This window comes from Streptomyces hoynatensis (genome assembly GCF_003626535.1).
GTDB classification, from domain to species: Bacteria; Actinomycetota; Actinomycetes; order Streptomycetales; family Streptomycetaceae; genus Streptomyces; species Streptomyces hoynatensis.
This window is the reverse complement of record NZ_RBAL01000021.1, coordinates 15,715-39,514: the sequence shown is the minus strand read 5'-3', so window position 1 is coordinate 39,514 and position 23,800 is coordinate 15,715. Positions and strand designations below refer to the sequence as shown.

18 protein-coding genes are annotated in these 23,800 nt (G+C 72.0%); 3 read left to right on the top strand and 15 right to left on the bottom strand.

Features of this window, described 5'->3' with window-relative positions; genetic code table 11:
- Positions 1–32 precede the first annotated feature (32 nt).
- From D7294_RS26250 to D7294_RS26235, 4 genes are all read right to left on the bottom strand, one after another.
- Positions 33–902 carry a carbohydrate ABC transporter permease gene (locus D7294_RS26250; RefSeq protein WP_120684054.1) on the bottom strand — a complete coding sequence of 290 codons (870 nt, stop codon included), beginning with the start codon at positions 900–902 and terminating at the stop codon, positions 33–35.
- A gap of 11 nt (positions 903–913) precedes the next feature.
- The gene (locus D7294_RS26245) at positions 914–1,801 is read right to left on the bottom strand and encodes a carbohydrate ABC transporter permease (RefSeq protein WP_120684052.1); all 888 of its coding nucleotides are present in this window, start codon (positions 1,799–1,801) and stop codon (positions 914–916) included.
- Between the two features lies 1 nt (position 1,802).
- A complete protein-coding gene (locus D7294_RS26240; protein ID WP_120684050.1) occupies positions 1,803–3,176 on the bottom strand; it encodes an ABC transporter substrate-binding protein in 1,374 nt (457 codons plus the stop codon).
- Positions 3,177–3,288: 112 nt separating this feature from the next.
- Entirely contained in the window at positions 3,289–4,308 is a 1,020-nt protein-coding gene (locus D7294_RS26235) for a LacI family DNA-binding transcriptional regulator (RefSeq protein ID WP_120684048.1), read from the bottom strand.
- 111 nt (positions 4,309–4,419) lie between these two features.
- Here D7294_RS26235 and D7294_RS26230 point away from each other — a divergent pair, with 111 nt between their 5' ends.
- Positions 4,420–5,379 (top strand): sucrase ferredoxin, encoded by a 960-nt coding sequence (locus tag D7294_RS26230; RefSeq protein WP_120684045.1) that lies wholly within the window; start codon positions 4,420–4,422, stop codon positions 5,377–5,379.
- Here D7294_RS26230 and D7294_RS26225 read toward each other — a convergent pair.
- Positions 5,330–7,447 carry a DNA gyrase/topoisomerase IV subunit B gene (locus D7294_RS26225; RefSeq protein WP_120684043.1) on the bottom strand — a complete coding sequence of 706 codons (2,118 nt, stop codon included), beginning with the start codon at positions 7,445–7,447 and terminating at the stop codon, positions 5,330–5,332. The genes D7294_RS26230 and D7294_RS26225 overlap by 50 nt on opposite strands.
- Positions 7,448–7,872: 425 nt before the next feature.
- Between D7294_RS26225 and D7294_RS26220 the strand changes: the two genes are divergently transcribed.
- Positions 7,873–8,103, top strand: coding sequence for a DUF7455 domain-containing protein (locus D7294_RS26220; RefSeq protein WP_120684041.1), 231 nt, complete (start codon positions 7,873–7,875; stop codon positions 8,101–8,103).
- 307 nt (positions 8,104–8,410) lie between these two features.
- On the opposite strand, the gene D7294_RS26215 is transcribed toward D7294_RS26220, so the two are convergent.
- The 5 genes from D7294_RS26215 to D7294_RS26195 form a co-directional block, all read right to left on the bottom strand.
- Positions 8,411–10,039, bottom strand: a complete 1,629-nt coding sequence (locus D7294_RS26215; RefSeq protein WP_120684182.1) for an RNA polymerase sigma factor — start codon at positions 10,037–10,039, stop codon at positions 8,411–8,413.
- A 300-nt stretch (positions 10,040–10,339) separates the two neighbouring features.
- Entirely contained in the window at positions 10,340–11,329 is a 990-nt protein-coding gene (locus tag D7294_RS26210) for a FadR/GntR family transcriptional regulator (protein WP_277751116.1), read from the bottom strand.
- Between the two features lie 153 nt (positions 11,330–11,482).
- Positions 11,483–13,267 carry an ABC transporter ATP-binding protein gene (locus D7294_RS26205; RefSeq protein WP_120684037.1) on the bottom strand — a complete coding sequence of 595 codons (1,785 nt, stop codon included), beginning with the start codon at positions 13,265–13,267 and terminating at the stop codon, positions 11,483–11,485.
- Positions 13,268–13,384: 117 nt separating this feature from the next.
- Positions 13,385–14,122, bottom strand: a complete 738-nt coding sequence (locus tag D7294_RS26200) for an NUDIX hydrolase (protein WP_120684035.1) — start codon at positions 14,120–14,122, stop codon at positions 13,385–13,387.
- Positions 14,123–14,129: 7 nt separating this feature from the next.
- The gene (locus tag D7294_RS26195; protein ID WP_120684033.1) at positions 14,130–15,308 is read right to left on the bottom strand and encodes a DUF4192 domain-containing protein; all 1,179 of its coding nucleotides are present in this window, start codon (positions 15,306–15,308) and stop codon (positions 14,130–14,132) included.
- 134 nt (positions 15,309–15,442) lie between these two features.
- Between D7294_RS26195 and D7294_RS26190 the strand changes: the two genes are divergently transcribed.
- Positions 15,443–17,698: a DEAD/DEAH box helicase gene (locus D7294_RS26190; RefSeq protein ID WP_120684031.1), complete on the top strand. Its 2,256-nt coding sequence runs from the start codon at positions 15,443–15,445 to the stop codon at positions 17,696–17,698.
- A 45-nt stretch (positions 17,699–17,743) separates the two neighbouring features.
- Here the strand turns inward: D7294_RS26190 and D7294_RS26185 are convergent, their stop codons facing one another.
- The 5 genes from D7294_RS26185 to nrdR form a co-directional block, all read right to left on the bottom strand.
- A complete protein-coding gene (locus D7294_RS26185) occupies positions 17,744–18,448 on the bottom strand; it encodes a ribonuclease HII (RefSeq protein ID WP_120684180.1) in 705 nt (234 codons plus the stop codon).
- Between the two features lie 13 nt (positions 18,449–18,461).
- Positions 18,462–19,127 (bottom strand): histidine phosphatase family protein, encoded by a 666-nt coding sequence (locus D7294_RS26180; protein WP_120684029.1) that lies wholly within the window; start codon positions 19,125–19,127, stop codon positions 18,462–18,464.
- 45 nt (positions 19,128–19,172) lie between these two features.
- A complete protein-coding gene (locus D7294_RS26175) occupies positions 19,173–19,781 on the bottom strand; it encodes a YdbC family protein (protein WP_120684027.1) in 609 nt (202 codons plus the stop codon).
- A gap of 367 nt (positions 19,782–20,148) precedes the next feature.
- Positions 20,149–23,067, bottom strand: a complete 2,919-nt coding sequence (locus tag D7294_RS26170) for a vitamin B12-dependent ribonucleotide reductase (RefSeq protein ID WP_120684025.1) — start codon at positions 23,065–23,067, stop codon at positions 20,149–20,151.
- 130 nt (positions 23,068–23,197) lie between these two features.
- Entirely contained in the window at positions 23,198–23,698 is a 501-nt protein-coding gene (gene nrdR / locus D7294_RS26165) for a transcriptional regulator NrdR (RefSeq protein ID WP_120684023.1), read from the bottom strand.
- Positions 23,699–23,800: the final 102 nt, after the last annotated feature.

The following is a 23,800-nucleotide window of genomic DNA, read 5'->3' as shown; positions in this document are numbered from 1 at the left end:
TGGGCGCCCCCGGCCTGGGGAACCGCGGTTGCTCAGCCCTTGACGCCGCCGGCCGTGAGGCCCGCGAGGATCTGGCGCTGGAAGATCAGGAAGATCGCCACGAGCGGGATGCTGGCCAGGACGAGTCCCGCGGTGAGCATGTTGAGCGAGGTGGTGTCGGAGATGCGCTGGAGGTAGACGGTGATCGGCTGCTTGGCCGGGTCGGGCAGCACGACGAGCGGCCACAGGAAGTCCCGCCACAGCGCGGTGATCGACAGAATCGACACCACGGCGACGATCGGGCGGGAGAGGGGCAGCACGATCCTGGCCAGGGTGGTGAGCGGGCCCGCCCCGTCGATGCGCGCGGCGTCGAGGAGTTCGTCGGGAATCTGATCGAAGAAGTTCTTCAGGACGTAGATGTTGAACGCGTTCGCGGCGGCCGGGAGCCACACCGCGGCGGGATTGTTGATCAGGTTGAGCCCCAGCACGGGCACGTCGGTGACCGTGAGATAGGTGGGAATCAGCAGCACGGTCGCGGGCACCATGAGGGTGACCAGCATCAGGCCGAGGATGACCCGGCCGAAGCGCGGCCGCAGCTTGGACAGCGCGTAGGCGGCGGGGAGCTGGAGGGCCAGCCCGAGCAGCCAGGCGCCGCCGATGAGGGTCACCGTGTTGCCGAAGTACCTCGCGAGGTCGAGCTCGCTCCAGGCGTCGGCGTAGTTGCCGACATGCCACTCGTGGGGCACGTAGGTGGGCGGGGTCCTGGCCAGTTCCGGCGAGCTCTTCACGCCGCCGGTGACCATCCAGTACAGCGGGACGACGAAGGCCAGGGTGAACAGGAACAGCGCCGCGCTCAGCAGCGACCAGTAGACGAGCCTGCCGCGGCGGGTGCGCAGCACCGCGGGGCGAACCAGGGTACGCATCGAGGGCTCCCTCAGATCTGCCTGCTGCGGGTCAGGCGCAGGTAGGCGGCGGAGAAGACCCCGAGCACGAGCAGCAGGAGCAGGCTCATGGCGCTGGCCGCGCCGAAGTCGTTGGTGACGAACGCGTAGCGGTAGATGAGGAGCATCACCGTGACCGTGGAGTCCTTGGGCCCGCCGCCGGTCATCACGAAGGGCTCGGTGAACACCTGCATGGTGGCGATCACCTGGAGGAGCAGCAGCATGAGGATGACGAACCTGGTCTGCGGCACCGTCACGTGCCACAGCCTGCGCCAGAGGTTCGCCCCGTCCAGCTCGGCGGACTCGTACAGCTCGCCCGGGATGGTCTGCAGGGCGGCCAGGTAGATGAGGGTGGCGGTGCCCATGTTGGCCCAGGTGGAGACGATCACCAGGGAGATCAGCGAGGTGCTCGCCGAGTTCGTCCACTGTGAGGTGGGCAGGTGCGCGGCGCTCAGCAGCTCGTTGATCAGCCCACCCTCCGGCTGGTAGAACCAGCGCCACATCAGGGCGACGACCACCGGGGGCAGCATCACCGGCAGGTAGACCAGGACCCGGAAGTACGCCCTCGCGTGCCGGAACTCGTTGAGCAGGACCGCGGTGGCGAAGGGCACGCCGAAGCCGATGACCAGCGCGTACAGCGTGAACAGCGCGCTGTTGCGCCAGGCCGTGGCGAAGAGCGGATCGTCCAGGACCTTGCGGAAGTTGTCCAGGCCGACCCAGCTCGACCCGCGGACGAAGTTGACCTCCTGGAAGCTGAGGGTCACGTTGCGCAGGACCGGGTACCAGGCGAAGACCGCGAAGACGACCAGGGCGGCGCAGAGGAAGCCGTAGGCGGTGACATTCTCGGCCCGACGGCGGCGGCGGGTGGCGGATGCGGCCATGTCAGGAGGCGTCGTAGAGGTGGTTGACCTGCTCCTCGGCCTCGTCGAGGAGGGCTCCCACGTCGGCGTTGCGCTCGGTCAGCACGCCCTGCATCACATTGTCGAGGACCGCGTAGACCTCCTGGGCCCGCGGCGGCTCGATGCGCCCCGGGATGCTCGGGGCGGCGTCCATGAAGGAGCTGACGTGCTCCACGGGCACGTTGGCGTACCGCTCGTTGAGGGCGGCGATGTCGTCCCTGACCCGTCCCTCGGCCCAGATGTCCGGGGTGGGCGGCATCGGCAGGCCGACCGGCTGGTCGTCCTCGAGGCGCTGCCGGATGCGCCGCTCGGTCTCCTCCGGATTGACGAAGCGCCACTGGAGCCAGGTCAGGGCCGCCTCGATCTGCTCCTCGGAGGCGCCGGCGTTGATCATGTAGCCCTCGCCGCCGAGCAGGGTGCCGCGGCCGTCGGGCATGGGGGCCAGGCCGAGGTTCTCGTAGCTGCCGTCGTACTGGCGCACCAGGGTGGGCAGCGCGTCGGGCGCCGCGATCATCATGCCCAGCTGCCCGGCGCCCATCTGCACCATCACGTCCTCGCAGGAACGCATCTGGTCGCTGCCCATCGAGTCGTCCTCCCAGCGCATCGCCCGCAGGTTGTCCAGCAGGTCGCGGGTGGCCTGGGTGTCGAACGCGGCCCGCCAGTCCTCGCCGTCCCGGTCGGCCACCTGGCCGCCGGTGGAGTAGATCTCCGCGGTCAGGTGCCAGCCGCCGGTGTTCTCGGTGGCGCACTCGCCGTAGCCGTCGACCCCGCCGCCGAGTTCGGCGACGGCCGCGGCGGCCTGGCGCACCTCCTCCCAGGTGGTGGGCGGGGCGTCCGGGTCGAGGCCGGCGCGTTCGAACAGCTCGCGGTTGTAGAGCAGGCCCATCGAGTAGTTGGCGGTGGGTATGCCGTACTGGCGCCCCTCGGCGTCCTGGAACACCTCGTTCAGCTCCGGCCGCACCTGGTCGAGGTAGGGCACGTCGGCGAGGTAGTCGGTGATGTCGGCCGCGTAGCCCTGCTCGATGATCTGGGCCGGGTCGGTGAAGTAGACGTAGAAGACGTCCTCCAGGTCCCCGCCGGCGACCCGGGTGCTGAAGGTCTCCGGCTCCATGAACCCCTCGTGCGGCACCAGGTCGATGTCCGGGTGGCTCTCCTCGAACCTGGCGACCTCGGCGTTGAAGATCCGCAGCTCCCGGGCGTCGGTGCCGGGCGGCTGCCCGTTGATGTCCAGCCGCACTCGGCCGTCGCCGCTCTCGCCGTCGTCCCCCGAGGAGCAGGAGGCAAGCGGGAGCACGGCGAGGGCGGTGACGGAGGCAGCCGCGAGCCGCACGCGGCGGCGATATGCGTGAAACGTCATGAGTGACCCCCATGTGTGCATGGCCGTGGAGTGCCGCACACTCAATCACCAGAAGCAGATTCACGCAATAACCTGCGCGCAGATTGAAAAATACCGACTGAAGATCCCCGACTCAGCCGCGCGCCACCCCCGGGGCCGGCCCGGTGGACTCGCGCACCACGAGCTCGGGCTCGAACAGCAGCTCGTCGCGGGCCACGTCCCGCCCCCCGAACTGCGCCACCAGCACCTCGACCGCGGCCCTGCCCATCGCCTCGATGGGCTGGCGCACGGTGCTCAGCGGCGGCGAGGTGCAGGTCATCAGCGCCGAGTCGTCGAAGCCCACGACCGAGAGGTCCTCGGGCACCCGCAGCCCGCGGCGCCGCGCGGCCCGCACCGCCCCGAGCGCGATGACGTCGCTCGCGCAGATGACGCCGGTGACCCCGCGCTCCAGCAGCGTGGCGGCGGCGGCCTGCCCGCCCTCCAGGGTGTACATGGCCCGCGCCACCCGCTCGTCGGGCAGCTCGCCGCCGCCCGCCGCGGCCACCGCCCTGGCCGCCGCCAGCTTGCGCTGGGAGGGCACGTGGTCGCTCGGGCCCAGGACCAGGCCGATCCGCTCGTGCCCCAGGGACACCAGGTGCCGCCAGGCCTGCTCGGCCGCCACGGCGTCGTCGCAGGACACCCGCGGGAAGTCGAGGCCGGGCACCGAGGCGTTGATCAGCACCACCGGCAGCCGCCGTTCGGCGAGCAGCCGGTAGTGGTCGTGCGAGGCGTCCGCCTCCGCGTACCTGCCGCCCGCGAAGACCACCCCCGACACCTGCTGCTGCAGGAGCAGGTCGACGTAGTCGGTCTCCTGGATGCCGCCCGGCGTCTGCGTGCACAGCACGGGCACGAGCCCGCGCTGGGCGAGCACCCCGCCGAGCACCTCGGCGAAGGCGGGGAAGATCGGGTTTCCCAGCTCGGGCACCACGAGGCCCACCAGCCGCCCGCGCTCGCCGCGCAGCTGGGTGGGCCGTTCGTAGCCCAGCACGTCGAGCGCCGTGAGCACCGCCTGCCTGGTGGCCTCCGAGACCCCCGGCTTGCCGTTGAGGACCCGGCTGACCGTGGCCTCGCTCACTCCTACCTTCTGCGCCACCTGGGCAAGTCGTCGCGTCATGGCCGCAAGAATAACGCAAATCACGCAAGCGATTTGCGGCGGCCGTCTCCCGGCCCTCCGGGGGCGGGCCGGAGCGGCCACAGGCCCTGGAGACGACCTAACCTTGCGCGGGTGAACAGCACTTGCGCCGCGTCCTCCCTGGCCACGGCCGAGCCCCTGGCGGGGACGGCCGCCACCGCGACCACCTGGCTGCTGGTGGAGCAGCCGGGACCCTGGGGCGCCAAGGCCCTCACCGAGAGCCGCCTCGCCCCGGAGACCGGCGCGGCCCTGGAGGCGGCCGCGGCCGGCACCGGCGTCCGCCCGGCCCTGATCCGCCGCCCGGCCCGCCGCCGGCTCCCGGCCGGGGAGGCGCCCCGCCACCGGGTCTACGCCGCGCACACCGCGCCGGGCAACGCCTGGGTGCGCGCGGCCGAGGTGGCCGACCCGCGGGAGCTGCTCGGCCTCGACCTGGCCCGCCTCGGCGCGGGCCACCACGAGGGCTTCGGCCGGGCGGTGGCCGAGCCGCTGGTCCTGGTGTGCGCGAACGGGCGGCGCGACCGGTGCTGCGCCCTGCTCGGCCGCCCCCTGGCCGCCGAACTGGCCGAGGCGGGCGGCGCGGAGGTGTGGGAGACCACGCACCTGGGCGGGCACCGCTTCGCCCCCACGCTGCTGGTCCTGCCGCACGGGTACGCCTACGGCCGGATGACCGCCGCGGCCCTCAAGGGCGTCCTGGACGCGCTGCGGGAGGGACGGGTGGCCCCCGAGGGCTGCCGGGGCCGCTCGTGCTGGGAGCGGCCGGGCCAGGCCGCCGAGCTGGCCGTGCGCGACATGACCGGCGAGGAGGCGGTGGACGCGCTCCGCGTGACGGCCACGGAGCCCGCGGAAGGCGCGGGCGGCGGCTGGGAGGTCACCGTCGCGCACGCCGACGGCCGGGCCTGGCGGGCGGCGGTGGCCGAACACCCCGCCGCCGTGGCGACCCCGGCGAGCTGCGGGGCCGAGCCCCGGCGGCAGCCCCGCCTCACGGTGACCGGGATCGTGCCCCTCAGGTGTCGATCCGGGAGCGGTCCAGCGTCGCCGCCGAACTCGCGATGAACTCCCGGCGCGGCGCCACCTCGTTGCCCATCAGCAGGCTGAACGCCTCCTCGGCCGCCTCCAGATCGCTGATGTTGATCCGGCGCAGGGTGCGCCTGCGGGGGTCCATCGTGGTCTCGGCGAGCTGGTCGGCGTCCATCTCGCCCAGGCCCTTGTAGCGCTGCACCGAGTCCTTGTACGTGATGTTGCGCCGCTCCAGGTCGAGCAGGGTCTGGCGCAGCTCGCCGTCGGAGTAGGTGTACAGGTACTTTTCCTGGCCCTTCTTCGGATTCGACAGCTCGATCCGGTGCAGCGGCGGCACCGCGGAGAACACCCGGCCCTGCTCCACCATCGGCCGCATGTACCGCTGGAAGAGCGTCAGCAGCAGGCAGCGGATGTGCGCGCCGTCCACGTCCGCGTCGGCGAGGAAGATGACCTTGCCGTACCGCGCCTGGTCGATGTCGAACGTCCGTCCCGAGCCGGCTCCTATCACCTGGATGATCGCCCCGCACTCGGCGTTCTTCAGCATGTCCGAGACCGAGGACTTCTGCACGTTCAGAATCTTTCCGCGGATCGGCAGCAGCGCCTGGAACTCCGAGTTCCGCGCCAGCTTCGCGGTGCCGAGCGCGCTGTCGCCCTCGACGATGAACAGCTCGCTGCGGTCCACGTCGTCGCTGCGGCAGTCGGCCAGCTTCGCCGGCAGCGCCGAGGACTCCAGGGCCGTCTTCCGCCGCTGCGCCTCCTTGTGCTGCCGGGCCGCGATGCGGGTGCGGGCCGCGGCGACCACCTTGTCGAGGACGGCCCTGGCCTGCTGCTTGGCGTCCCGCTTGGTCGAGGTCAGGAAGCTCTTGAGCTCCTTGGCGACGACCTGGGCGACGATCCTGGAGGCCGCCGAGGTGCCGAGGACCTCCTTGGTCTGCCCCTCGAACTGCGGCTCGGCGAGCCGCACCGTCACCACCGCGGTCAGGCCCTCCAGGGCGTCGTCCTTGACCACGTCGTCCTCGGCCACCCGCAGCAGCTTCGTGGCGCGCAGCACCTCGTTCACCGTACGGGTGACGGCCCGCTCGAATCCGGTGACGTGGGTGCCCCCCTTCGGGGTGGCGATGATGTTGACGAAGGACTTCACCGTCGTCTCGTAGCCGGTGCCCCAGCGCAGCGCCACGTCCACGTCGAGGTCCCGCTTGACCTCGCTCGGGATCATGTGCCCGCGGTCGTCCAGGACCGGGACGGTCTCCTTGAAGCTGCCCTGGCCGGTGAGGCGCAGCACGTCGCAGACCGGCTTGTCGGCGGCCAGGTACTCGCAGAACTCGCTGATGCCCCCGTCGTAGTGGAAGACCTCCTCGGTGTGCTCCGCACCGTCGAGCCCACGCTCGTCACGCACCGTGAGCGTCAGTCCCGGGACGAGGAAGGCGGTCTGCCGGGCGCGGGCGTGCAGCGTCTCCAGGGAGAGCTTGGCGTCCTTCAGGAAGATCTGCCGGTCGGCCCAGTAGCGCACCCGGGTGCCGGTGCGGGTCTTGGGGATCTTCTTGCCCTTCAGCAGGCCGTCGGCCGGGTCGAAGGGGGCGTCGGGACCCGACTCGGTGAAGATGCCGGGGGTGCCGCGCCGGAAGCTGATGGAGTGGGTGCGGCCGTCGCGGTCCACCTCCACGTCGAGCCGGGAGGAGAGGGCGTTGACCACCGAGGCGCCGACCCCGTGCAGGCCGCCCGAGGCCGCGTAGGAGCCCCCGCCGAACTTGCCCCCGGCGTGCAGCTTGGTCATCACGACCTCGACGCCGGACAGGCCGGTCTTGGGCTCGATGTCCACGGGGATGCCGCGGCCGTCGTCCCTGACCTCGACGGAGCCGTCGTCGTGGAGGATGACGTCGATGCGCCCGCAGTAGCCGCCGAGGGCCTCGTCCACGGAGTTGTCGATGATCTCCCACAGGCAGTGCATCAGCCCGCGGCTGTCGGTGGACCCGATGTACATGCCAGGCCGCTTGCGCACCGCCTCGAGCCCCTCCAGCACCAGGAGGTGCCGCGCGGTGTAGTTGCCGCCCGGGTCAGACCCGGTCAGCAGTGCGGTGGATGGCACGGACGTGTCGGCGGTCACGCAGTTCGCTCCTCGCTGAATTCAGATCTGGTGGCAGTCGCCGCTCAGAGGGTACCGAGGCCTTGTAGAGCGGTTGTGCAGCTCCCCGGGAAGTCCCAGGGTAGCTCAGCATCGTTCACGTGTTCGATAAGAGGACCTGGTGACGTGTACATCACGTTCCCTTCGAGGCATGAACCCTTTAGGGTTCGGGCACGTCCTCCTGAACGAAGGAGGCCCCCCGGATACACCGAGGTAGCCGGAACAAAACAGCCAGACAACGCATTGAACCAAGCAACAACCGCAATACGGCCCATTCGCCGCCAACCGGCAGCGTTCGGCCATCTCGGGAGAATTTTTTCCGCCGAGAAGCCGCGAGCGGGAACGTTCTCGGCCTGGTTGGATGTTGTCCCTGGTACGACAGCTCGTCGAGCTAGAGAAGAGGCGACGTGACTACTGTTCTGACCCCCGCGACCCCGCTGACCGCCGGGGACCGCTGCGACCGCTGTGGTGCCCAGGCGTATCTCCGTGTGGTCCTCGTCAGCGGCGGAGAGCTGCTGTTCTGCGCCCACCACGGACGCAAGTTCCAGCCGGAGCTCAAGAAGATCGCCGCCGAAATACAGGACGAGACGGAGAAGCTGCACGCGACTCCCGCCACCGCGAGCGACGACGAACGCTGAGGGCTTGGTCTGACGCGTCCCCCACCGACGGGCTCGTTCCGGCGCCCACGCCGGACGACGGGCGGCACCCGAGGGTGAATCACCCCGGGTTGCCGCCCGTTTCCGTTGTGAAGACACGCGGCGGCCGGGCCCGCGAGGGGCCTTGGCCCCGCGGGGCCCACGGCCGGCCGCGGGCGCGCCGCAGGGCGCCGTGTCACGTGCGACGGCCGGTGACCCCTGAGGGTCACCGGCCGTCGCACGCCGTCCTCGGCTCGCCGCCGGCGGGGCGGAACTTCCCCGTCTCCGCCCCGGGTGCCCGCGAGCCCGCTCAGTCGAGGTAGTCGCGCAGCACCTGGGAGCGGGAGGGGTGGCGCAGCTTCGACATGGTCTTGGACTCGATCTGCCGGATGCGCTCGCGCGTCACGCCGTAGACCTTGCCGATCTCGTCCAGCGTCTTGGGCTGCCCGTCGGTGAGCCCGAAGCGCATGGAGACGACGCCCGCCTCACGCTCGCTGAGCGTGTCGAGCACGGAGTGCAACTGCTCTTGCAGCAGCGTGAAGCTGACCGCGTCGGCCGGCACCACGGCCTCGGAGTCCTCGATCAGGTCGCCGAACTCGCTGTCGCCGTCCTCGCCGAGCGGGGTGTGCAGGGAGATCGGCTCGCGGCCGTACTTCTGGACCTCGACGACCTTCTCCGGGGTCATGTCGAGTTCCTTGGCCAACTCCTCCGGGGTGGGCTCGCGACCGAGGTCCTGGAGCATCTGCCGCTGGACGCGGGCGAGCTTGTTGATCACCTCGACCATGTGCACCGGGATGCGGATGGTGCGGGCCTGGTCGGCCATGGCGCGGGTGATCGCCTGGCGAATCCACCAGGTCGCGTAGGTGGAGAACTTGTAGCCCTTGGTGTAGTCGAACTTCTCCACCGCGCGGATCAGGCCCAGGTTGCCCTCCTGGATCAGGTCGAGGAAGAGCATGCCGCGGCCGGTGTAGCGCTTGGCCAGGGAGACCACGAGCCTGAGGTTGGCCTCCAGGAGATGGTTCTTCGCGCGGCGGCCGTCCTCGGAGATGATCTCCAGCTCGCGGCGGAGCTTGGGGGCGATCTTGTCGGAACTGGCCAGCTTGTCCTCGGCGAACAGGCCCGCCTCGATCCGCTTGGCGAGCTCCACCTCCTGCTCGGCGTTGAGCAGGGGGACCTTGCCGATCTGCTTCAGGTAGTCCTTGACCGGGTCGGCCGTGGCGCCGGCCGCGGCGACCTGCTGGGCCGGGGCGTCGTCCTCGTCCTCGTCGGACAGCACGAAGCCCTCGTTCTCCGGCTTGCCGTCCGGGCCCTCGCCCGGGGCGCCGCCACGAACCGCGGCCTCGTCGAGAGCCTCTTCCTCGCCTTCGAGGAACTCGTCGACGATCTCCTTCTTCGGCTCGTCCTTCTTGGCGGTGGTCTTCTTGGCCGCGGTCTTCTTTGCGGCGGGGGCCTTTTTGGCGGTGGTCTTCTTCGCGGCGGGGGCCTTCTTGGCCGCTGCCTTCTTGGCCACGGTCTTCCTGGCGCCGGGCTTCGCGGCGCCCGCGGCCACCGAGCCGCCCAGGGACTCGGCGCCGGCCGTCTCCGCCGCGGGCTCCTCCGGGCGGGCCAGGGCAGTGGCCTTCTTGGCCGGAGCGGTCTTCGCGGCTACCGTCTTGGTCGCGGTGCGCTTGGCCGTCGTCTTCGCGGCGACACTCTTCCGGGTGCGCCTGGGCGCCTCGGCGGCACTCACCATCAGCGTCACGCCCTCCTCGTCGAGGATCTGGTTGAGGCTGCGCAGAACGTTCTTCCACTGGGTTGATGGGATCTGGTCAGCCTCGAAGGCCCGGCGCACATCATCGCCGGCGATCTGCCCCTCAGCCTTTCCCCGTTCAATGAGCGCCATCACAGAATTGGACTCGGCGATCTCGGCGGGGAGAGTACGGGAAGTGCTGGCCGACACGAACAACCTCTCGGAAACTCTGGGAACGGCTTAAGGTCCGCCCGCTGGAAGCGGAACCGTGACCGACGGCGGGGGTGAGCCGACGGCGGCGGTGGAGCGGCGGCGGACCACGGGCCCGTCCGCTGCTGCCACCTCTTGAATCATCGCGCTGCTCCCCGAAGTGTTACGCAGCTTTCGCGTGTCCCGAGTCACACCGCACGCCCGACTGTAGCGGGCCGTGGCGGCAGCGTCGCCGGAGCCCTTGTCCGATCGGCTCCGGCGACGCCTCCTGCCTGCCGTGGCGGCCCCGCAGCGGGCCGATCAGTGCTCGCGCGGCGCGGGGACCACATGATCGGCACCGGAGCCCGCGGCGGCGGAGCCGCCGGCCGCGCTCGGGGCGGACTCGGAGGGAACCGTCAGCAGCTGCCGCATCGCGCCCTCGGCCGCGGCGGGCTCCCCGGCACTGATGGCCTCGACGATGCGCTGGTGCAGGGCGACCGAGGCCTCCGTCGGGTGCTCGCAGCCGGAGGCGGCGCCGCCGGAGACCTGGAGGGCGGCCGCGACGATGCCGGAGAGGTGCTCCAGCATCCGGTTGCCCGCCGCCTGCAGGAGGAGGGCGTGGAACTCGGCGTCGGCGCGGGAGAACGTGAGGGCGTCTCCCTGCCCGAGGGCGTGGGTCATGATCCCCACCATGTCGCCGAGGCGCTGGCGCACCTCCTCGCGGATGTCGCCGGCCGCGAGCCTGGCCGCCAGCGGCTCGATGGTCAGGCGCAGCTCGCACAGCTCGCGGCGCTGGTCCTCGCGCTGGGGGCCGAAGGCCCGCCATTCGATGATGTCGGGGTCGAGCAGGTTCCAGTCCCCGACGGGACGGACGCGGGTGCCCACGTTCGGGCGGGCGCTCACCAGCCCCTTGGCCTCGAGGACGCGGAGCGACTCGCGCACCACGGTGCGGGAGACCTCGAAGCGCTGCCCGATCTCCTCGGGAACCAGCGGCCGGTCGGCGCCGAGGTCGCCGGAAACGATCATCTGACCGAGCTGCTGGACGAGTTGGCCGTGGAGGCCGCGGCCGCGGTTGCCGGCCGCGCGGCGGCCCACCCGGCTCATGTCGGAGTCGGCGCCGTCCCAGGCGGGGGCGTTGGTGGTGCGGGCCGCGCCGGTGGACTCGGCGTAGGAGTACCGGTCGAGGTCACCGGGGCCCGCCGGGCCCGAGTCGGCGGAACGGGTGGCGGTCATCATGGAGTGCGCAAGGGTAGTCACGCCTCCTTTGTCGGCGGACCCCGTTGGCACCTTGAGGTCTTTGGTGAAAAGCACACGAAAGGGTGATCGGCGGCTCCTGCATAATTGACGCCTAACCGGAAAGAAATGGACTCTGCCCGTGCAATGCGGAGAACCGCCGGGAAGTTGAGGGCCGAAGTCGGACCCAGGTGATCGCGGCCCTCCTGCACCCACCTCGGGACTCCCCGGTCAACGGACTCCGTTACGCAGGCTGATCAGGGCGTATCCGCACAACAGCACCGCGAGCGAAAGCACCAGGGCCCAGGCAATCGGCTGCGAGGCAAGGTGCACGGAGCCGAACAGCCACCGATCGACTCCGGAAGGGATCGGAAGCGTCCCCAACGACTGCATTCGACCCGCGAGTCCGTCGAACGAACTCCCCGCCCGGCTGTCGAGCACCGCCCGCAAGGCCGGGGCCAGCGCGAGCGGCAGCGCGGCGACGGCGGCGAGACCGACCAGCGTGGAGCGGAAGATTCCGGCGGCGAGCACTCCGGCCCAGGCGCACTCCACGGAGAGCAAGGCCAGGCTGCAGAGCGCCGCACACCAGCCCCCGACGGCCGCCTCCCCGCCGAACAGCAGCGAAAGGGTCGCCGAGTTCATCGCGACCGCCGCCGCCGACATCAGCAGTGCCGCGGCGGAGGAGACGGCGAGCTTGCCACCGAGCAGCGAGAGCCGCCTGGGCACGGGCACCCGGGCGGGGGCCAGCGCCGGGTAGCGGAACTCCTGCCCGAAGGAGAGCGCTCCGAGCAGCCCGGCCGCCATCGCCACCGGCGGCAGCAGCAGCGGCTCCGGCCAGCCGGTGAGCGCCCGCTCCGCCGGGTCCACTCCCGCCGCGGCGGACACGATCCCCGCCACCAGCCCGGCGAGCAGGGCCGCGCCCATGACCCACCATCCCGTGCGCACTCCCGACCAGCGGCGCAGCTCGTAGCGCAGCGGCCAGGTCGGCCCCGGCGGCGGCAGGGAGGAGAGCCGCGGCGGCAGCGCACCGGCCGCCGCCCGGGAGGGACCGTCGTCCCCGCCGGCGGCGGCCGGCCCTCCGGCCTGTCTGCCATCGGCCCTGTGCAACGGCCCGGCGGGCGAGCGGTCGCCCGAGTCGCCGATCTGGTCGGCGAGTTGGTGTACGACCACGCGGTGCCGGTAGGCCACCTCGCCGACCGCGGCGCAGCTGCTGCCGTAGACCGCGAGACGGCTCCCGGACTCGCGCACCACCTCCACCGCCCCCCGGCTCCCGTCGGCCGCGGCCTCGCGGAACTCGGCGGCGAGCGCGGCGGCCAGCCGATCGGCGTGCGGCGTGTGCACCGCGACCCGCGGGCGCAGCCGGGTGCGCGCGAAGTCCTCCGCCACCTGGTCGGCGATCAGCCGCCCGGCCCGCAGGCTCACCACCCGGTCGGCGATCCTGGCGGCCTCCTTGGCATCCCGCGCGGTGATCAGCACCGCGCCGCCTTGGTCCGCGTACCCCCGCAGCAGGCCGTGCAGCCAGGCGGTCTCCCGCGGCGAGAGGCCGAGGCCCGGCTCGTCGAGGACGAGCGTGTGGGGGTCGCCGAGCAGCGCGGCGGCGAGTCCGAGCCTGCGATCCATCCCCCGCGAGAAGCGCCCCAGGCGCTGGTCGGCCAGGCCGCTGAGGCCCACCACCTCCAGCACGTCGCCCGCGCGGCCCGGCGGGAGCCCGGCCGCGGCGGCGAGCATCCTCAGGTGCCCGAGGGCCGTGCGGCGGGGATGGCCTGGCACGTCCCCGAGCAGCGCGCCGATCTCCCGGGAGGGGTGGGGCACCTGGGACAACGGCCGCCCGCGGAAGAGGGCCACGCCGCGCCCCGGAGTCAACTGGAGCATGAGCCGCAGGGCGGTGGACTTGCCCGAGCCCGGCGGGCCGAGCAGCGCCGTCACCTGGCCCGCGCGCGCTTCGAAGGTGAGGTCGTCAACGGCGGGCGGCCGGCCGCGCCGAGTCGCGCTGCTGAGTCCGATGGCCTGAATCATCGAGCCTCCCGTGGGACGTGCACCTCAGGCACGATAACGGGACATATCGGATTTTCCGGGCGACGCGCGGGCGTTGCCGAGGGGCCGTCCACGGGCCCGTCGCGTGCCTGCCGGCCACTACACCTCGGGCCGCAGCATGGGTGGGTTGAGGGCCGAGGCGCCACCCGCCCTGAACAGCTGGGCCGGGCGGCCACCCTGACGAGTCGTCGTGCCGCCCACGGGAACCAGGAAACCGGGTGTGCCGGTGACCTTGCGGTGGAAGTTCCGCGGATCGAGGGCGACTCCCCAGACCGCCTCGTAGACCCGCCGCAGCTCTCCGACGGTGAACTCCGCGGGGCAGAAGGCCGCCGCGAGCGAGGAGTACTCGATCTTCGAACGAGCCCGCTCCACGCCGTCGGCCAGAATGCGCGCGTGGTCGAACGCCAGGCGCTCGGCGGCCTCCACGGCGTCCCCGAGCAGCCGGGCCACCGGCGTCCAGCGGGCCCCGCCGGCGTCGCCACCGGGCGTGGGAGCGGGAAGGTCGGGAGCCAGCACCAGATAAGCCACGCTGACCACGCGCATCCGCGGATCGCGGTGCGGATCGCCGTAAGTGGCCAGCTGTTCCAGGTGCGCCGCGGCGTGGCTGTCGCCGGACTCCTGCGTGTGCAGGCCGGTCTCCTCGGCGAGCTCGCGGGCTGCCGCGGTCGCCAGATCCTCCTCGGCCCGCACGAACCCGCCCGGAAGTGCCCACTGCCCCTGGTACGGCTCCTCGCCCCGCCGAACGGTGAGCGCGCAGAGCGCGTGGCGGCGGACCGTGAGGACGACCAGATCGACGGTGACGGCGAACGGCGGGAAGTCCGACGGGTCGTAGGGCATGCCGTGATCATAGGGCGCCCGCGGCAGGTCCTCGGAGCCCGCGGGCCGCCCGCTGCTCGCGCATGCAGCGCCGCAACGGCTCGGGATCGACCCCCTCGTTGCACGCCTGGTGCAGCAGCCTTGCGAACATGTACTCCGGGTCGGCGGCCAGCGCGCGCCCCAGGGCGACCCGCGCGCCGACCGCGTCCCCCGCCGACCACGCGACCCATCCGGCCAGGGTGAGAGGCGCGGCGGCGTACTCGCCGAAGGCGCCCACGCAGCGCCGGGCCAGCGCCCGCCACAGCCGCAGCGCGGCCGCGACCTCGGGCTTCTCGATCCACTCGGCCGCCTGGTCCCGGGCGAGCCGGTCCTGGAGGCCGATCAGGACCCTGGCGGCCTCCTCCGAGGTGAGCAGCGCGTCGTCCCTGGCATCGGCGGCCTCCTCGCCGGGCGCATCGGGCGCGGAAGCCCGGCGGAACCTGCTCAGCAGCCGCTCGGCCAGCGCGAGCGTCTCGCCGCGGACCGCCGCCAGGTCCGCCGACTTGCCGATCAGCGAGGGCAGCAGGGCACTCGCCGCCTCGTCGAGGGCCCGCAGCTGCCGCGAGGCGAGCGGCTCGCCCACGGGCACGAGCCTGCGTTCCAACTCCCGCAGCGAGCCACGCACGTGGATGCCCGCGAAGGCCGCTGCCGCCGCCATCGGGGAAGTGCCGGCCCTGGGCAGCGCGTTCCCCTCGTCGGGGCAGCATTCCTCTCCTGGGCAGCAGTAGCTCCAGTACCGGCCCCTGGAGACGAAGAGCGCCTCGCTGACGGGGACTTCCCGCTCTCCGCAGGCAGTTCGCAGCCGCTGGGCGAGGGGGCGCAGCCGCTCCATGGCCTCGCGGGGCGAGGCCCCCTCCCCCGGGTCGTGGCAGAGGTAGACGACGGCCGCGTCCGGCAGGCTCTGCCGCCTCGTCCCGCCTTCGGCAAGGCAGGCGGCGAGCCGGCACGCCACCTCCTCCCAGCGATCCGGATCCGGGGGCAGTCCGGTGCGGATGCGCTCGCCGAGACGACCGCGCGGTCCGTGCACGCCGATGAGCACGATCGAGTCGTCGGGGTGGTAGCCCAGCAGGTACGGCAGGGCGTCGGCGAGATCGGCGTGCCCGCGCAGGGTCACGCGGTTGTAGCCGTCGAGGGTCAGATCTCCGGTGGGCTCACTGTGTCGAGTCATGTACGCAGAGTGCACGCAATGGCCTTCCCCGCGCACGCCCGTCATCCACAGGGGACCCGAATCATCATTTGAATGACCGGGTTATCCACAGGGGTGATTGGCGTTTCCCCTGGTCCTGGGCTTCAGTGGGAGGCATGCAGAACTCAGCCGCGGGGGCCGCCCCGCAACCCGACGAACCGCCGAACGCCTCCGCGAACGCCGAGGCCACCGGCGAGGACGTGCGCCGTCGGGCGCCGGGGCAAGCGGACCTGCGGGCCGAGGCGGACGCGGTGCTCTGCCGGCTCGTCGGCGACGAGACCGGGCGGGCCGGGCTTCGGCCCGACCAGTGGCTTGCCGTCGAGACCCTGGTGGCGCGACGCCGCAGGGCCCTTGTGGTCCAGCGCACCGGCTGGGGCAAGTCCGCCGTCTACTTCGTCGCCACCGCCCTGTTGCGGGCGCGGGGCAGCGGGCCCACGGTGATCGTCTCCCCGCTGCTCGCCCTGATGCGCAATCAAATCGAGGCGGCACGGCGGGCCGGCATCGCGGCCCGCACCATCAACTCGGCGAACCCCGAAGAGTGGGACGCGGTGCGCGCCGAGGTGACGGCCGGCACCGTCGACGTGCTCCTGGTCTCCCCCGAGCGGCTGAACAATCCCGAATTCCGCGAGACGGTCCTGCCCCGGCTGGCGGCGACCACCGGGCTGCTGGTCGTGGACGAGGCCCACTGCGTCTCCGACTGGGGCCACGACTTCCGCCCCGACTACCGGCGACTGCGCACCATGCTGGCCGGCCTGCCCGCCGGGGTGCCCGTCCTCGCCACCACCGCCACCGCCAACGCCCGGGTCACCGCGGACGTCGCCGAGCAGCTCGGCACGGGCGCGGACACGGGAACGCTCGTGCTGCGCGGCCCGCTCGACCGCGAGAGCCTGCGGCTCTCGGTGCTGCGCCTGCCGGACGCGGCCCACCGCCTGGCCTGGCTGGACGGCCACCTCGACCGCCTGCCCGGCTCGGGCATCATCTACACCCTCACCGTGGCCGCGGCCGAGGAGGTCGCCTCCTACCTCGCCGCCCGCGGACACCGCGTGACCGCCTACACCGGCCGCACGGAGAACGCCGAGCGTGCCGCGGCCGAGGAGGACCTTCTCGCCAACAGGGTCAAGGCCCTGGTCGCGACGTCCGCGCTCGGCATGGGCTTCGACAAGCCCGACCTCGGTTTCGTCGTCCACCTCGGCTCGCCCTCCTCTCCCATCGCCTACTACCAGCAGGTCGGCCGGGCCGGACGCGGAGTCGACCACGCCGAGGTGCTGCTGCTGCCCGGGAGGGAGGACGAGGCGATCTGGCGGTACTTCTCCTCCCTTTCCTTTCCCCCGGAGGACCAGGTGCGGCAGACCCTCGGCGCCCTGGCCGCGGCCGGCCGGCCGCTGTCCCTGCCCGCCCTGGAGCCGCGGGTCGAGCTGCGCAGGTCGCGGCTGGAGATGATGCTCAAGGTCCTCGACGTGGACGGTGCGGTCCGGCGGGAACGCGGCGGCTGGACGGTGACCGGCGAGCCCTGGCACTACGACGCGGAGCGCTACGCGCGGCTCGCGGAACAACGCGCGGCGGAGCAGCAGGCGATGCGGGACTACGCCACCACGACGGACTGCCGGATGGAGTTCCTCCGCCGGCAGCTCGACGACGAGAAGGCCGCGCCCTGCGGCCGCTGCGACAACTGCGCGGGGGCGCTATTCGCCACGGACGTCTCCCAAGCCGCCCTCGACGCGGCCCGGGGCGAGCTGAGCCGGCCGGGGCTGCCCGTGGAGCCGCGCCGGATGTGGCCGACCGGACTGCCCGCCATGGGCGTGGAGCTGAAGGGCCGGATACCGCCCGGCGAGCAGGCGGGGCCGGGCCGGGCCCTGGGCCGGCTGACCGACATCGGCTGGGGCAACCGGCTGCGTCCCCTGCTCGCGCCGGGAGCCCCCGACGGGCCGGTGCCAGGCGACGTCCTGGACGCCGTCGTCACCGTGCTCGCCGACTGGGCCAGGGAGCCGGGCGGTTGGGCCCGCGCCGAGCCGGGCGGGCGGGCGCGGCCGGTGGCCGTGGTGGGAATCGCCTCCAGGGCCAGGCCGCGGCTGGTTCAGTCGCTGGCGGAGCGGGTGGCGGAGGTGGGGCGGATACCGCTGCTCGGCTGGGTGCGGCCGACCGCGCCGCCGGGGCACTCCGATCGCGGCAACAGCGCGCGCCGCGTGCTGGCCTTGCACGGCTCGCTGGCGCCGGCCCCCGGCCTCGGGGAGGCGGTGGGGGCGGCGAAGGGACCGCTGCTGCTCGTGGACGACTTAACCGAGTCCGGCTGGACCCTGGCCATGGCCGCGCGGCTCCTGCGGGCCGCGGGCGCGGAGGAGGTGTTGCCCCTGGTGCTCGCGGTGCAGGCGTAGCGCCCACGGAGTGCCGGGCGAAACCCCGGGGGGCCGGGGCCGGGTTCAGAAGATGCCCAGCTGGCCCGCGTCCTCCAGGGAGTCCGCGGCCGACGCGTCCCGATGAGAGGGGAGCTTCAGATGCCGCCAGCGCGGCAGGGCCTCCAGGTAGGCCCAGGACAGGCGGTGGTGCGGGGTGGGCCCCAGCTGTTCGAGCGCCGACCGGTGCGTGGGCGAGGGGTAGCCGGCGTTGCTGTCGAAGTCGAACTCCGGGTGCTCTGGCGCCAGTTCGGCAAGCATCCGGTCGCGGTGCACCTTGGCGATGACGGAGGCCGCGGCCACCGCGACGCAGGACTGGTCGCCCTTGATCACCGTCCGCACCCGCCAGGGCGCGCCGAGGTAGTCGTGCTTGCCGTCCAGGATCACGGCATCCGGGCGTTCCGGCAGACCTTCGAGGGCGCGGACCGCGGCCAGCCGCAGCGCGGCGGTCATGCCGAGCGCGTCGATCTCCTGCGGGGTGGCGTGGCCGAGGGCATAGGCGGTGACCCAGCCGGTGAGGACCTCGGCGAGCGCGGCGCGGCGCAGTGGGGTCAGCAGCTTCGAGTCGGTCAGGCCCTCGGGCGGCCTGCGCAGTCCGGTGACGGCCGCGCAGACGGTGACCGGGCCTGCCCAGGCACCGCGGCCGACCTCGTCCACGCCGGCGACGCAGCGCGCCCCGATGGTGGCACGGAGGGACCGTTCGACTCGATGAGTAGGAGGCTCGTATGGCATGACGGCCCCCACCCTATGCGCACCAGCCCTCGAAGGGCCGGTCGGGAGTGTGCCAGTGCTCGAAGGGCCGGTTCAGGTGGTAGCGGTTGTCCCGGCCGAGGACCAGTTCGCGGGTCTCGCCGTTGCCCGGATTGGACAGCGACTCGAACTCGGCCACCGTCCAGTGGAGCCAGCGCATGCAGAACAGCCGCATCGTCAGCCCGTGCGTCACCAGGAGCACGTTCGGGGGATGATCCGGCTCCTCGAAGCTGCGCCAGAGGCTCTCCAGAAAGGCACCGACCCGGTCGTAGACGTCCGCCCCCGACTCGCCCTGCGCGAACCGGTAGAAGAAGTGCCCATAGGCGTCCCGGGCCCGCTTCTGCCGCAGGACGTCCTCGCGGTCCTGCCAGTTCCCCCAGTCCTGCTCCCGCAGCCTGGGCTCCTCCCTGGCCCGCACCAGGGACGGATCGAGGCCGAGCAGCTGGAAGGTCTGGTGCGTGCGGCGGTAGGGCGAGACGTAGGCCGACACCCGTTCCCGGCCGAAAATCTCGCGCAGCCGGGCGCCCACGGCCTCCGCCTGCCGCCTGCCCTTGGGGGTCAGCTCCAGGGCGTGGTCGGGCGTGTGTTCGTAAACCGAGTCGTCGTAGTTCCCCTGTGACTCGCCATGCCGCAGGAGGACGATACGCCGAGGTCGTGCCATACGGTCAGCCTATGCGACCGGGTGCCGGGGCAGCGGCAACGGCCTTCACACCGTCCAGGACGGCTCCATGTCGATCACGTCGCCGGATATGGCGGCGACGTCGGCGTCGGTCTGGGCGCGCAGGGCCAGGCGCTCGACCCGCTCGGTGCGGTACTTGGCGCGCTCGGCCGCGGCGTCCCACATGGACAGGACCAGGAACTCGTTGTCCGGCTCGGCCTCGGCGAAGACCCCGCGGAGCATGCCGGGCGATCCGGCCATGGCCGGGTTCCACACCTTCTCCTGCATCAGGGTGAAGTGCTCGGAGCGCTCCTTGTGCACGCGGCAGTGCGCCACCCGCAGAAGGTTGGCGTCCGCGAAGTGGGGTTCGAAGCCGACCTTGACGTCGAAGCGGTACTGGAAGAGCCGCACCCGCATGTCCTGGTAGGTGCCCGTCTGGCCCGCCGCGAGCCGGTCGTGGGAGCGCGCCATAAAAGAGTCGTAGAACGTCCGGCTCTCCCAGAAGCCGAACAGGTGCGCAACCCCGGGCCGGGTGCGACTCCAGCCGCCGCCCTGCGCCCGGAATCCGGGCTCGCCAAGCAGCCCCGCCCATTTCCGCTGCCCTCGTTCGAAGCCGACGCGGTCGACCACGGTGCAGCGCATCCACTTGACCAGCACCGCGCCATCGTAAAGCCAAGGAGCGTTCGCCATGCACAGGACCGCCAAGCGGGCCCCGGCCCGCCAACCTCCCCACGGACGGGCCGCCTTCCGGCCCTTCACGCTCCGTCCGGCCGGCCGCGCCGGACGATCCGGCCGCGCCGTTCGGCAGGTCATGGCGGATGGCCGGGCAGCGGCGCTCGCGGTGTCGGCCGGACTGTGGGCCGGACTGTGGGCCGGGGTGCCGGCGGGTTCTGTCTGCCGGACGGCGGGCCCCTGCCGCGCACGGCGGAGGGGGAGCCGGCCTGGGCCGGCTCCCCCTCGTGCGTGCCGCATCGGTCGCGGCGGGTCAGGGCGCGGGAAGCGGCGGACGCGCCGCCACCCGTTCTCAGCTGCAGCCGCTGGTGGAGCCGCAGCCCTCGCAGAGGTAGCAGCTGCCGGCGCGGCGCATCTTGGTACCGCAGGACAGGCACAGCGGGGCGTCCGCGTTCAGGCCCAGCTGCATCTCCAGCAGTTCCGTCGAGCTGTGGGCCTCGCGGGGCGCCGGCCGTTCCTCGGCGGGGGCCAAAGCGGCCGGGGGCTGGGGCTCCGACTGGGCCGGGCCCGCCTGCTGCTGGCGCGGGGCCGACTGGGAGAGGCCCTCGACGTCGAGTTCCTCGTCCGTCGGCTCGTACGAACCGGTCTCCAGGTGGCGCTGCCGCTCGGCCGCCGTGTGGATGCCGAGCGCCGACCGCGTCTCGAAGGGCAGGAAGTCCAGGGCGAGACGCCGGAAGATGTAGTCGACGATGGACTGGGCCATCCGCACGTCCGGGTCGTCGGTCATGCCCGCAGGCTCGAAGCGCATGTTGGTGAACTTCGAGACGTACGTCTCCAGCGGCACCCCGTACTGCAGGCCCACGGAGACCGCGATGGAGAAGGCGTCCATCATGCCCGCCAGGGTGGAGCCCTGCTTGGACATCTTCAGGAAGACCTCGCCGAGGCCGTCGTCCGGGTAGGAGTTGGCCGTCATGTAGCCCTCGGCACCGCCCACCGTGAAGGAGGTGGTGATGCCGGGCCTCCCCTTCGGCAGGCGCTTGCGCACCGGGCGGTACTCGACGACCCGCTCCGGCCTCTGCGCCTGCTCCGACGCGGCGGCCGACGCGCCCTCTTCACCCTTCTTGTCCGCCTTGTCCTTGCGCTTGGCGGACAGCGGCTGGCCGACCTTGCTGTTCTCCACGTACACCGCGAGCGCCTTGACCCCCAGCTTCCACCCCTCGAGGTAGATCTGCTCGACGTCGTCGACGGTGCTGGTGCTCGGCATGTTCACGGTCTTGGAGATGGCGCCGCTCAGGAACGGCTGCGCCGCCGCCATCATCCGCACGTGGCCCATCGGGGCGATGGAGCGCTCCCCCATCGCGCAGTCGAAGACCTCGTAGTGCTCGGGCTTCAGGCCGGGGGCGTCGATGACGTTGCCGTGGTCGGCGATGTGCGCGACGATCGCCTCCACCTGCTCGGGCTGGTACCCCAGCCGCCTGAGGGCCTGCGGGACCGTGTTGTTCACGATCTGCATGGAGCCGCCGCCCACCAGCTTCTTGAACTTCACCAGCGCCAGGTCCGGCTCGATGCCCGTGGTGTCGCAGTCCATCATCAGGCCGATGGTGCCGGTCGGGGCCAGCACGGACGCCTGGGCGTTGCGGAAGCCGTGCTTCCCGCCGAGCCGCAGCACGTCCTGCCACGCCTCGGTGGCCGCCGCCCACACCGGGGTGTCCAGGTCGTCCATGCGCTTGGCCGCCGCGTTCGCGTCGGAGTGCTGCCGCATCACGCGGTTGTGCGCGTCCGCGTTGCGCGCGTACCCGTCGTAGGGGCCGACGACCCCGGCGAGCTGCGCGGAACGCCGGTAGGAGACCCCCGTCATCAGCGAGGTGATGGCGCCGGCCAGCGCCCGGCCGCCGTCGGAGTCGTAGGCGTGGCCGGTGGCCATCAGCAGCGCGCCCAGGTTGGCGTAGCCGATGCCGAGCTGGCGGAAGGCCCTGGTGGTCTCCCCGATCTTCCGGGTGGGGAAGTCGGCGAAGCAGATCGAGATGTCCATCGCCGTGATGACCAGCTCGACGACCTTGCTGAAGCGGTCCACGTCGAAGGACTGGCTGCCCTTGCCGTCGTCGTCGAGGAACTTCATGAGGTTCAGCGAGGCCAGGTTGCACGAGGAGTTGTCCAGGTGCATGTACTCGCTGCACGGGTTGGAGGCGGTGATGCGGCCGGACTCGGGCGAGGTGTGCCAGTGGTTGATGACGTCGTCGTACTGGATGCCCGGGTCGGCGCAGGCGTGCGCGGCCTCGGCCATCTTGCGGAACAGGGCCTTGGCGTCGACCTCCTCGATGGTCTCCCCCGAGGTTCGCGCCCGCAGCGGGAACTTGGCGCCGGCCTCCACGGCCCGCATGAACTCGTCCGTCACCCGCACCGAGTTGTTCGCGTTCTGGTACTGGACCGACGTGATGTCGTCGCCGCCCAGGTCCATGTCGAAGCCCGCGTCGCGCAGCGCGCGGATCTTCTCCTCCTCCTTCACCTTGGTCTCGATGAAGGCCTCGACGTCGGGGTGGTCCACGTCGAGCACCACCATCTTGGCCGCCCGGCGGGTGGCGCCGCCCGACTTGATGGTGCCCGCCGAGGCGTCGGCGCCCCGCATGAACGACACCGGCCCCGAGGCGTTGCCGCCCGAGGAGAGCAGCTCCTTGGAGGAGCGGATGCGGGAGAGGTTCAGCCCGGCGCCCGACCCGCCCTTGAAGATCATCCCCTCTTCCTTGTACCAGTCGAGGATCGACTCCATGGAGTCGTCGACGGAGAGGATGAAGCAGGCGCTGACCTGCTGCGGCTGCTTGGTACCCACGTTGAACCACACGGGCGAGTTGAAGCTGAAGATCTGGTGCAGCAGGGCGTAGGCCAGCTCGTGCTCGAAGATCTCCGCGTCCGCCGGCGAGGCGAAGTACCCGTGCTCCTCGCCGGCCGCCCGGTACGTGCGCACCACGCGGTCGATCAACTGCCTGAGGCTGCTCTCCCGTTGCGGGGTGCCGACGGCACCGCGGAAGTACTTGCTCGTGACGATGTTGACCGCGTTCACCGACCAGAAGTCGGGGAACTCGACGCCACGCTGCTCGAAGTTCACCGAGCCGTCGCGCCAGTTGGTCATGACGACGTCACGGCGCTCCCAGACCACCTCTTCGTAGGGATGCACCCCGGGAGTGGTGTGGATGCGCTCGATCCGCAGGCCCTTGCCTCCCTTGCCACCCTTGGCGCGGGAGCCACGTGCCGGGCCGCTCGTCGTCTCAGTCATTCCGCCTCCCTGTACGGGCATGACGCCCTGGCGCGATCCGGTTTCACCCGGGATCGCCTGTTCTGTTCTTACGACCGCGACGCACCGATGCGCCCCGGCCAAGCTCTGTGTGGGCTGCCGGCCCTCCAGGTCAGCGCGCGCCGGCGGCCTGGCCGCCGGGGGCGGGCTCGGCCTCCGCGGGGGGCCGCTCCCGTTCGCGCAGCTCGGCGATCGCCGCCTCGAAGTCCTCCAGCGAGTCGAACGCCCGGTAGACGGAGGCGAACCTGAGGTAGGCGACGAGGTCGAGCTCGCGGAGCGGGCCGAGTATCGCCAGGCCGACGTCGTGGGTGGAGAGCTCGGCGCTGCCCGTGGCGCGCACGGCCTCCTCGACGCGCTGCCCCAGCAGGGCGAGGGCGTCCTCGGTGACGGGACGGCCCTGGCACGCCTTGCGGACGCCGGCGATGACCTTGTCCCGGCTGAACGGCTCGGTGACGCCGCTCCGCTTGATCACCATGAGTGAGGCGGTCTCGACGGTCGTGAACCGGCGGGAGCAGTTCGGGCACTGCCTGCGGCGGCGGATCGTCGTGCCGTCGTCGGCCACCCGGCTGTCGACGACGCGGCTGTCGGGATGCCTGCAGAAGGGGCAGTACATCGCTTCTCCCTTCCCCTCGGCCATCCGCGACGGTCCACGGCTCACGCGTGTTCGGTGACGCAGCGTGTTCGCCTTCAGGAGACGAAGGGACGGCCGCGCCGC

Coding starts and splice junctions, on each gene's coding strand:
- D7294_RS26170 (WP_120684025.1), bottom strand. CDS start 23,067: ATGACTGAGACGACGAGCGGCCCGGCACGTGGCTCCCGCGCCAAGGGT.
- D7294_RS26200 (WP_120684035.1), bottom strand. CDS start 14,122: ATGCCCTACGACCCGTCGGACTTCCCGCCGTTCGCCGTCACCGTCGAT.
- D7294_RS26195 (WP_120684033.1), bottom strand. CDS start 15,308: ATGACTCGACACAGTGAGCCCACCGGAGATCTGACCCTCGACGGCTAC.
- D7294_RS26240 (WP_120684050.1), bottom strand. CDS start 3,176: ATGACGTTTCACGCATATCGCCGCCGCGTGCGGCTCGCGGCTGCCTCC.
- D7294_RS26235 (WP_120684048.1), bottom strand. CDS start 4,308: ATGACGCGACGACTTGCCCAGGTGGCGCAGAAGGTAGGAGTGAGCGAG.
- D7294_RS26205 (WP_120684037.1), bottom strand. CDS start 13,267: ATGATTCAGGCCATCGGACTCAGCAGCGCGACTCGGCGCGGCCGGCCG.
- D7294_RS26250 (WP_120684054.1), bottom strand. CDS start 902: ATGCGTACCCTGGTTCGCCCCGCGGTGCTGCGCACCCGCCGCGGCAGG.
- D7294_RS26190 (WP_120684031.1), top strand. CDS start 15,443: ATGCAGAACTCAGCCGCGGGGGCCGCCCCGCAACCCGACGAACCGCCG.
- D7294_RS26185 (WP_120684180.1), bottom strand. CDS start 18,448: ATGCCATACGAGCCTCCTACTCATCGAGTCGAACGGTCCCTCCGTGCC.
- D7294_RS26180 (WP_120684029.1), bottom strand. CDS start 19,127: ATGGCACGACCTCGGCGTATCGTCCTCCTGCGGCATGGCGAGTCACAG.
- nrdR (WP_120684023.1), bottom strand. CDS start 23,698: ATGTACTGCCCCTTCTGCAGGCATCCCGACAGCCGCGTCGTCGACAGC.
- D7294_RS26245 (WP_120684052.1), bottom strand. CDS start 1,801: ATGGCCGCATCCGCCACCCGCCGCCGCCGTCGGGCCGAGAATGTCACC.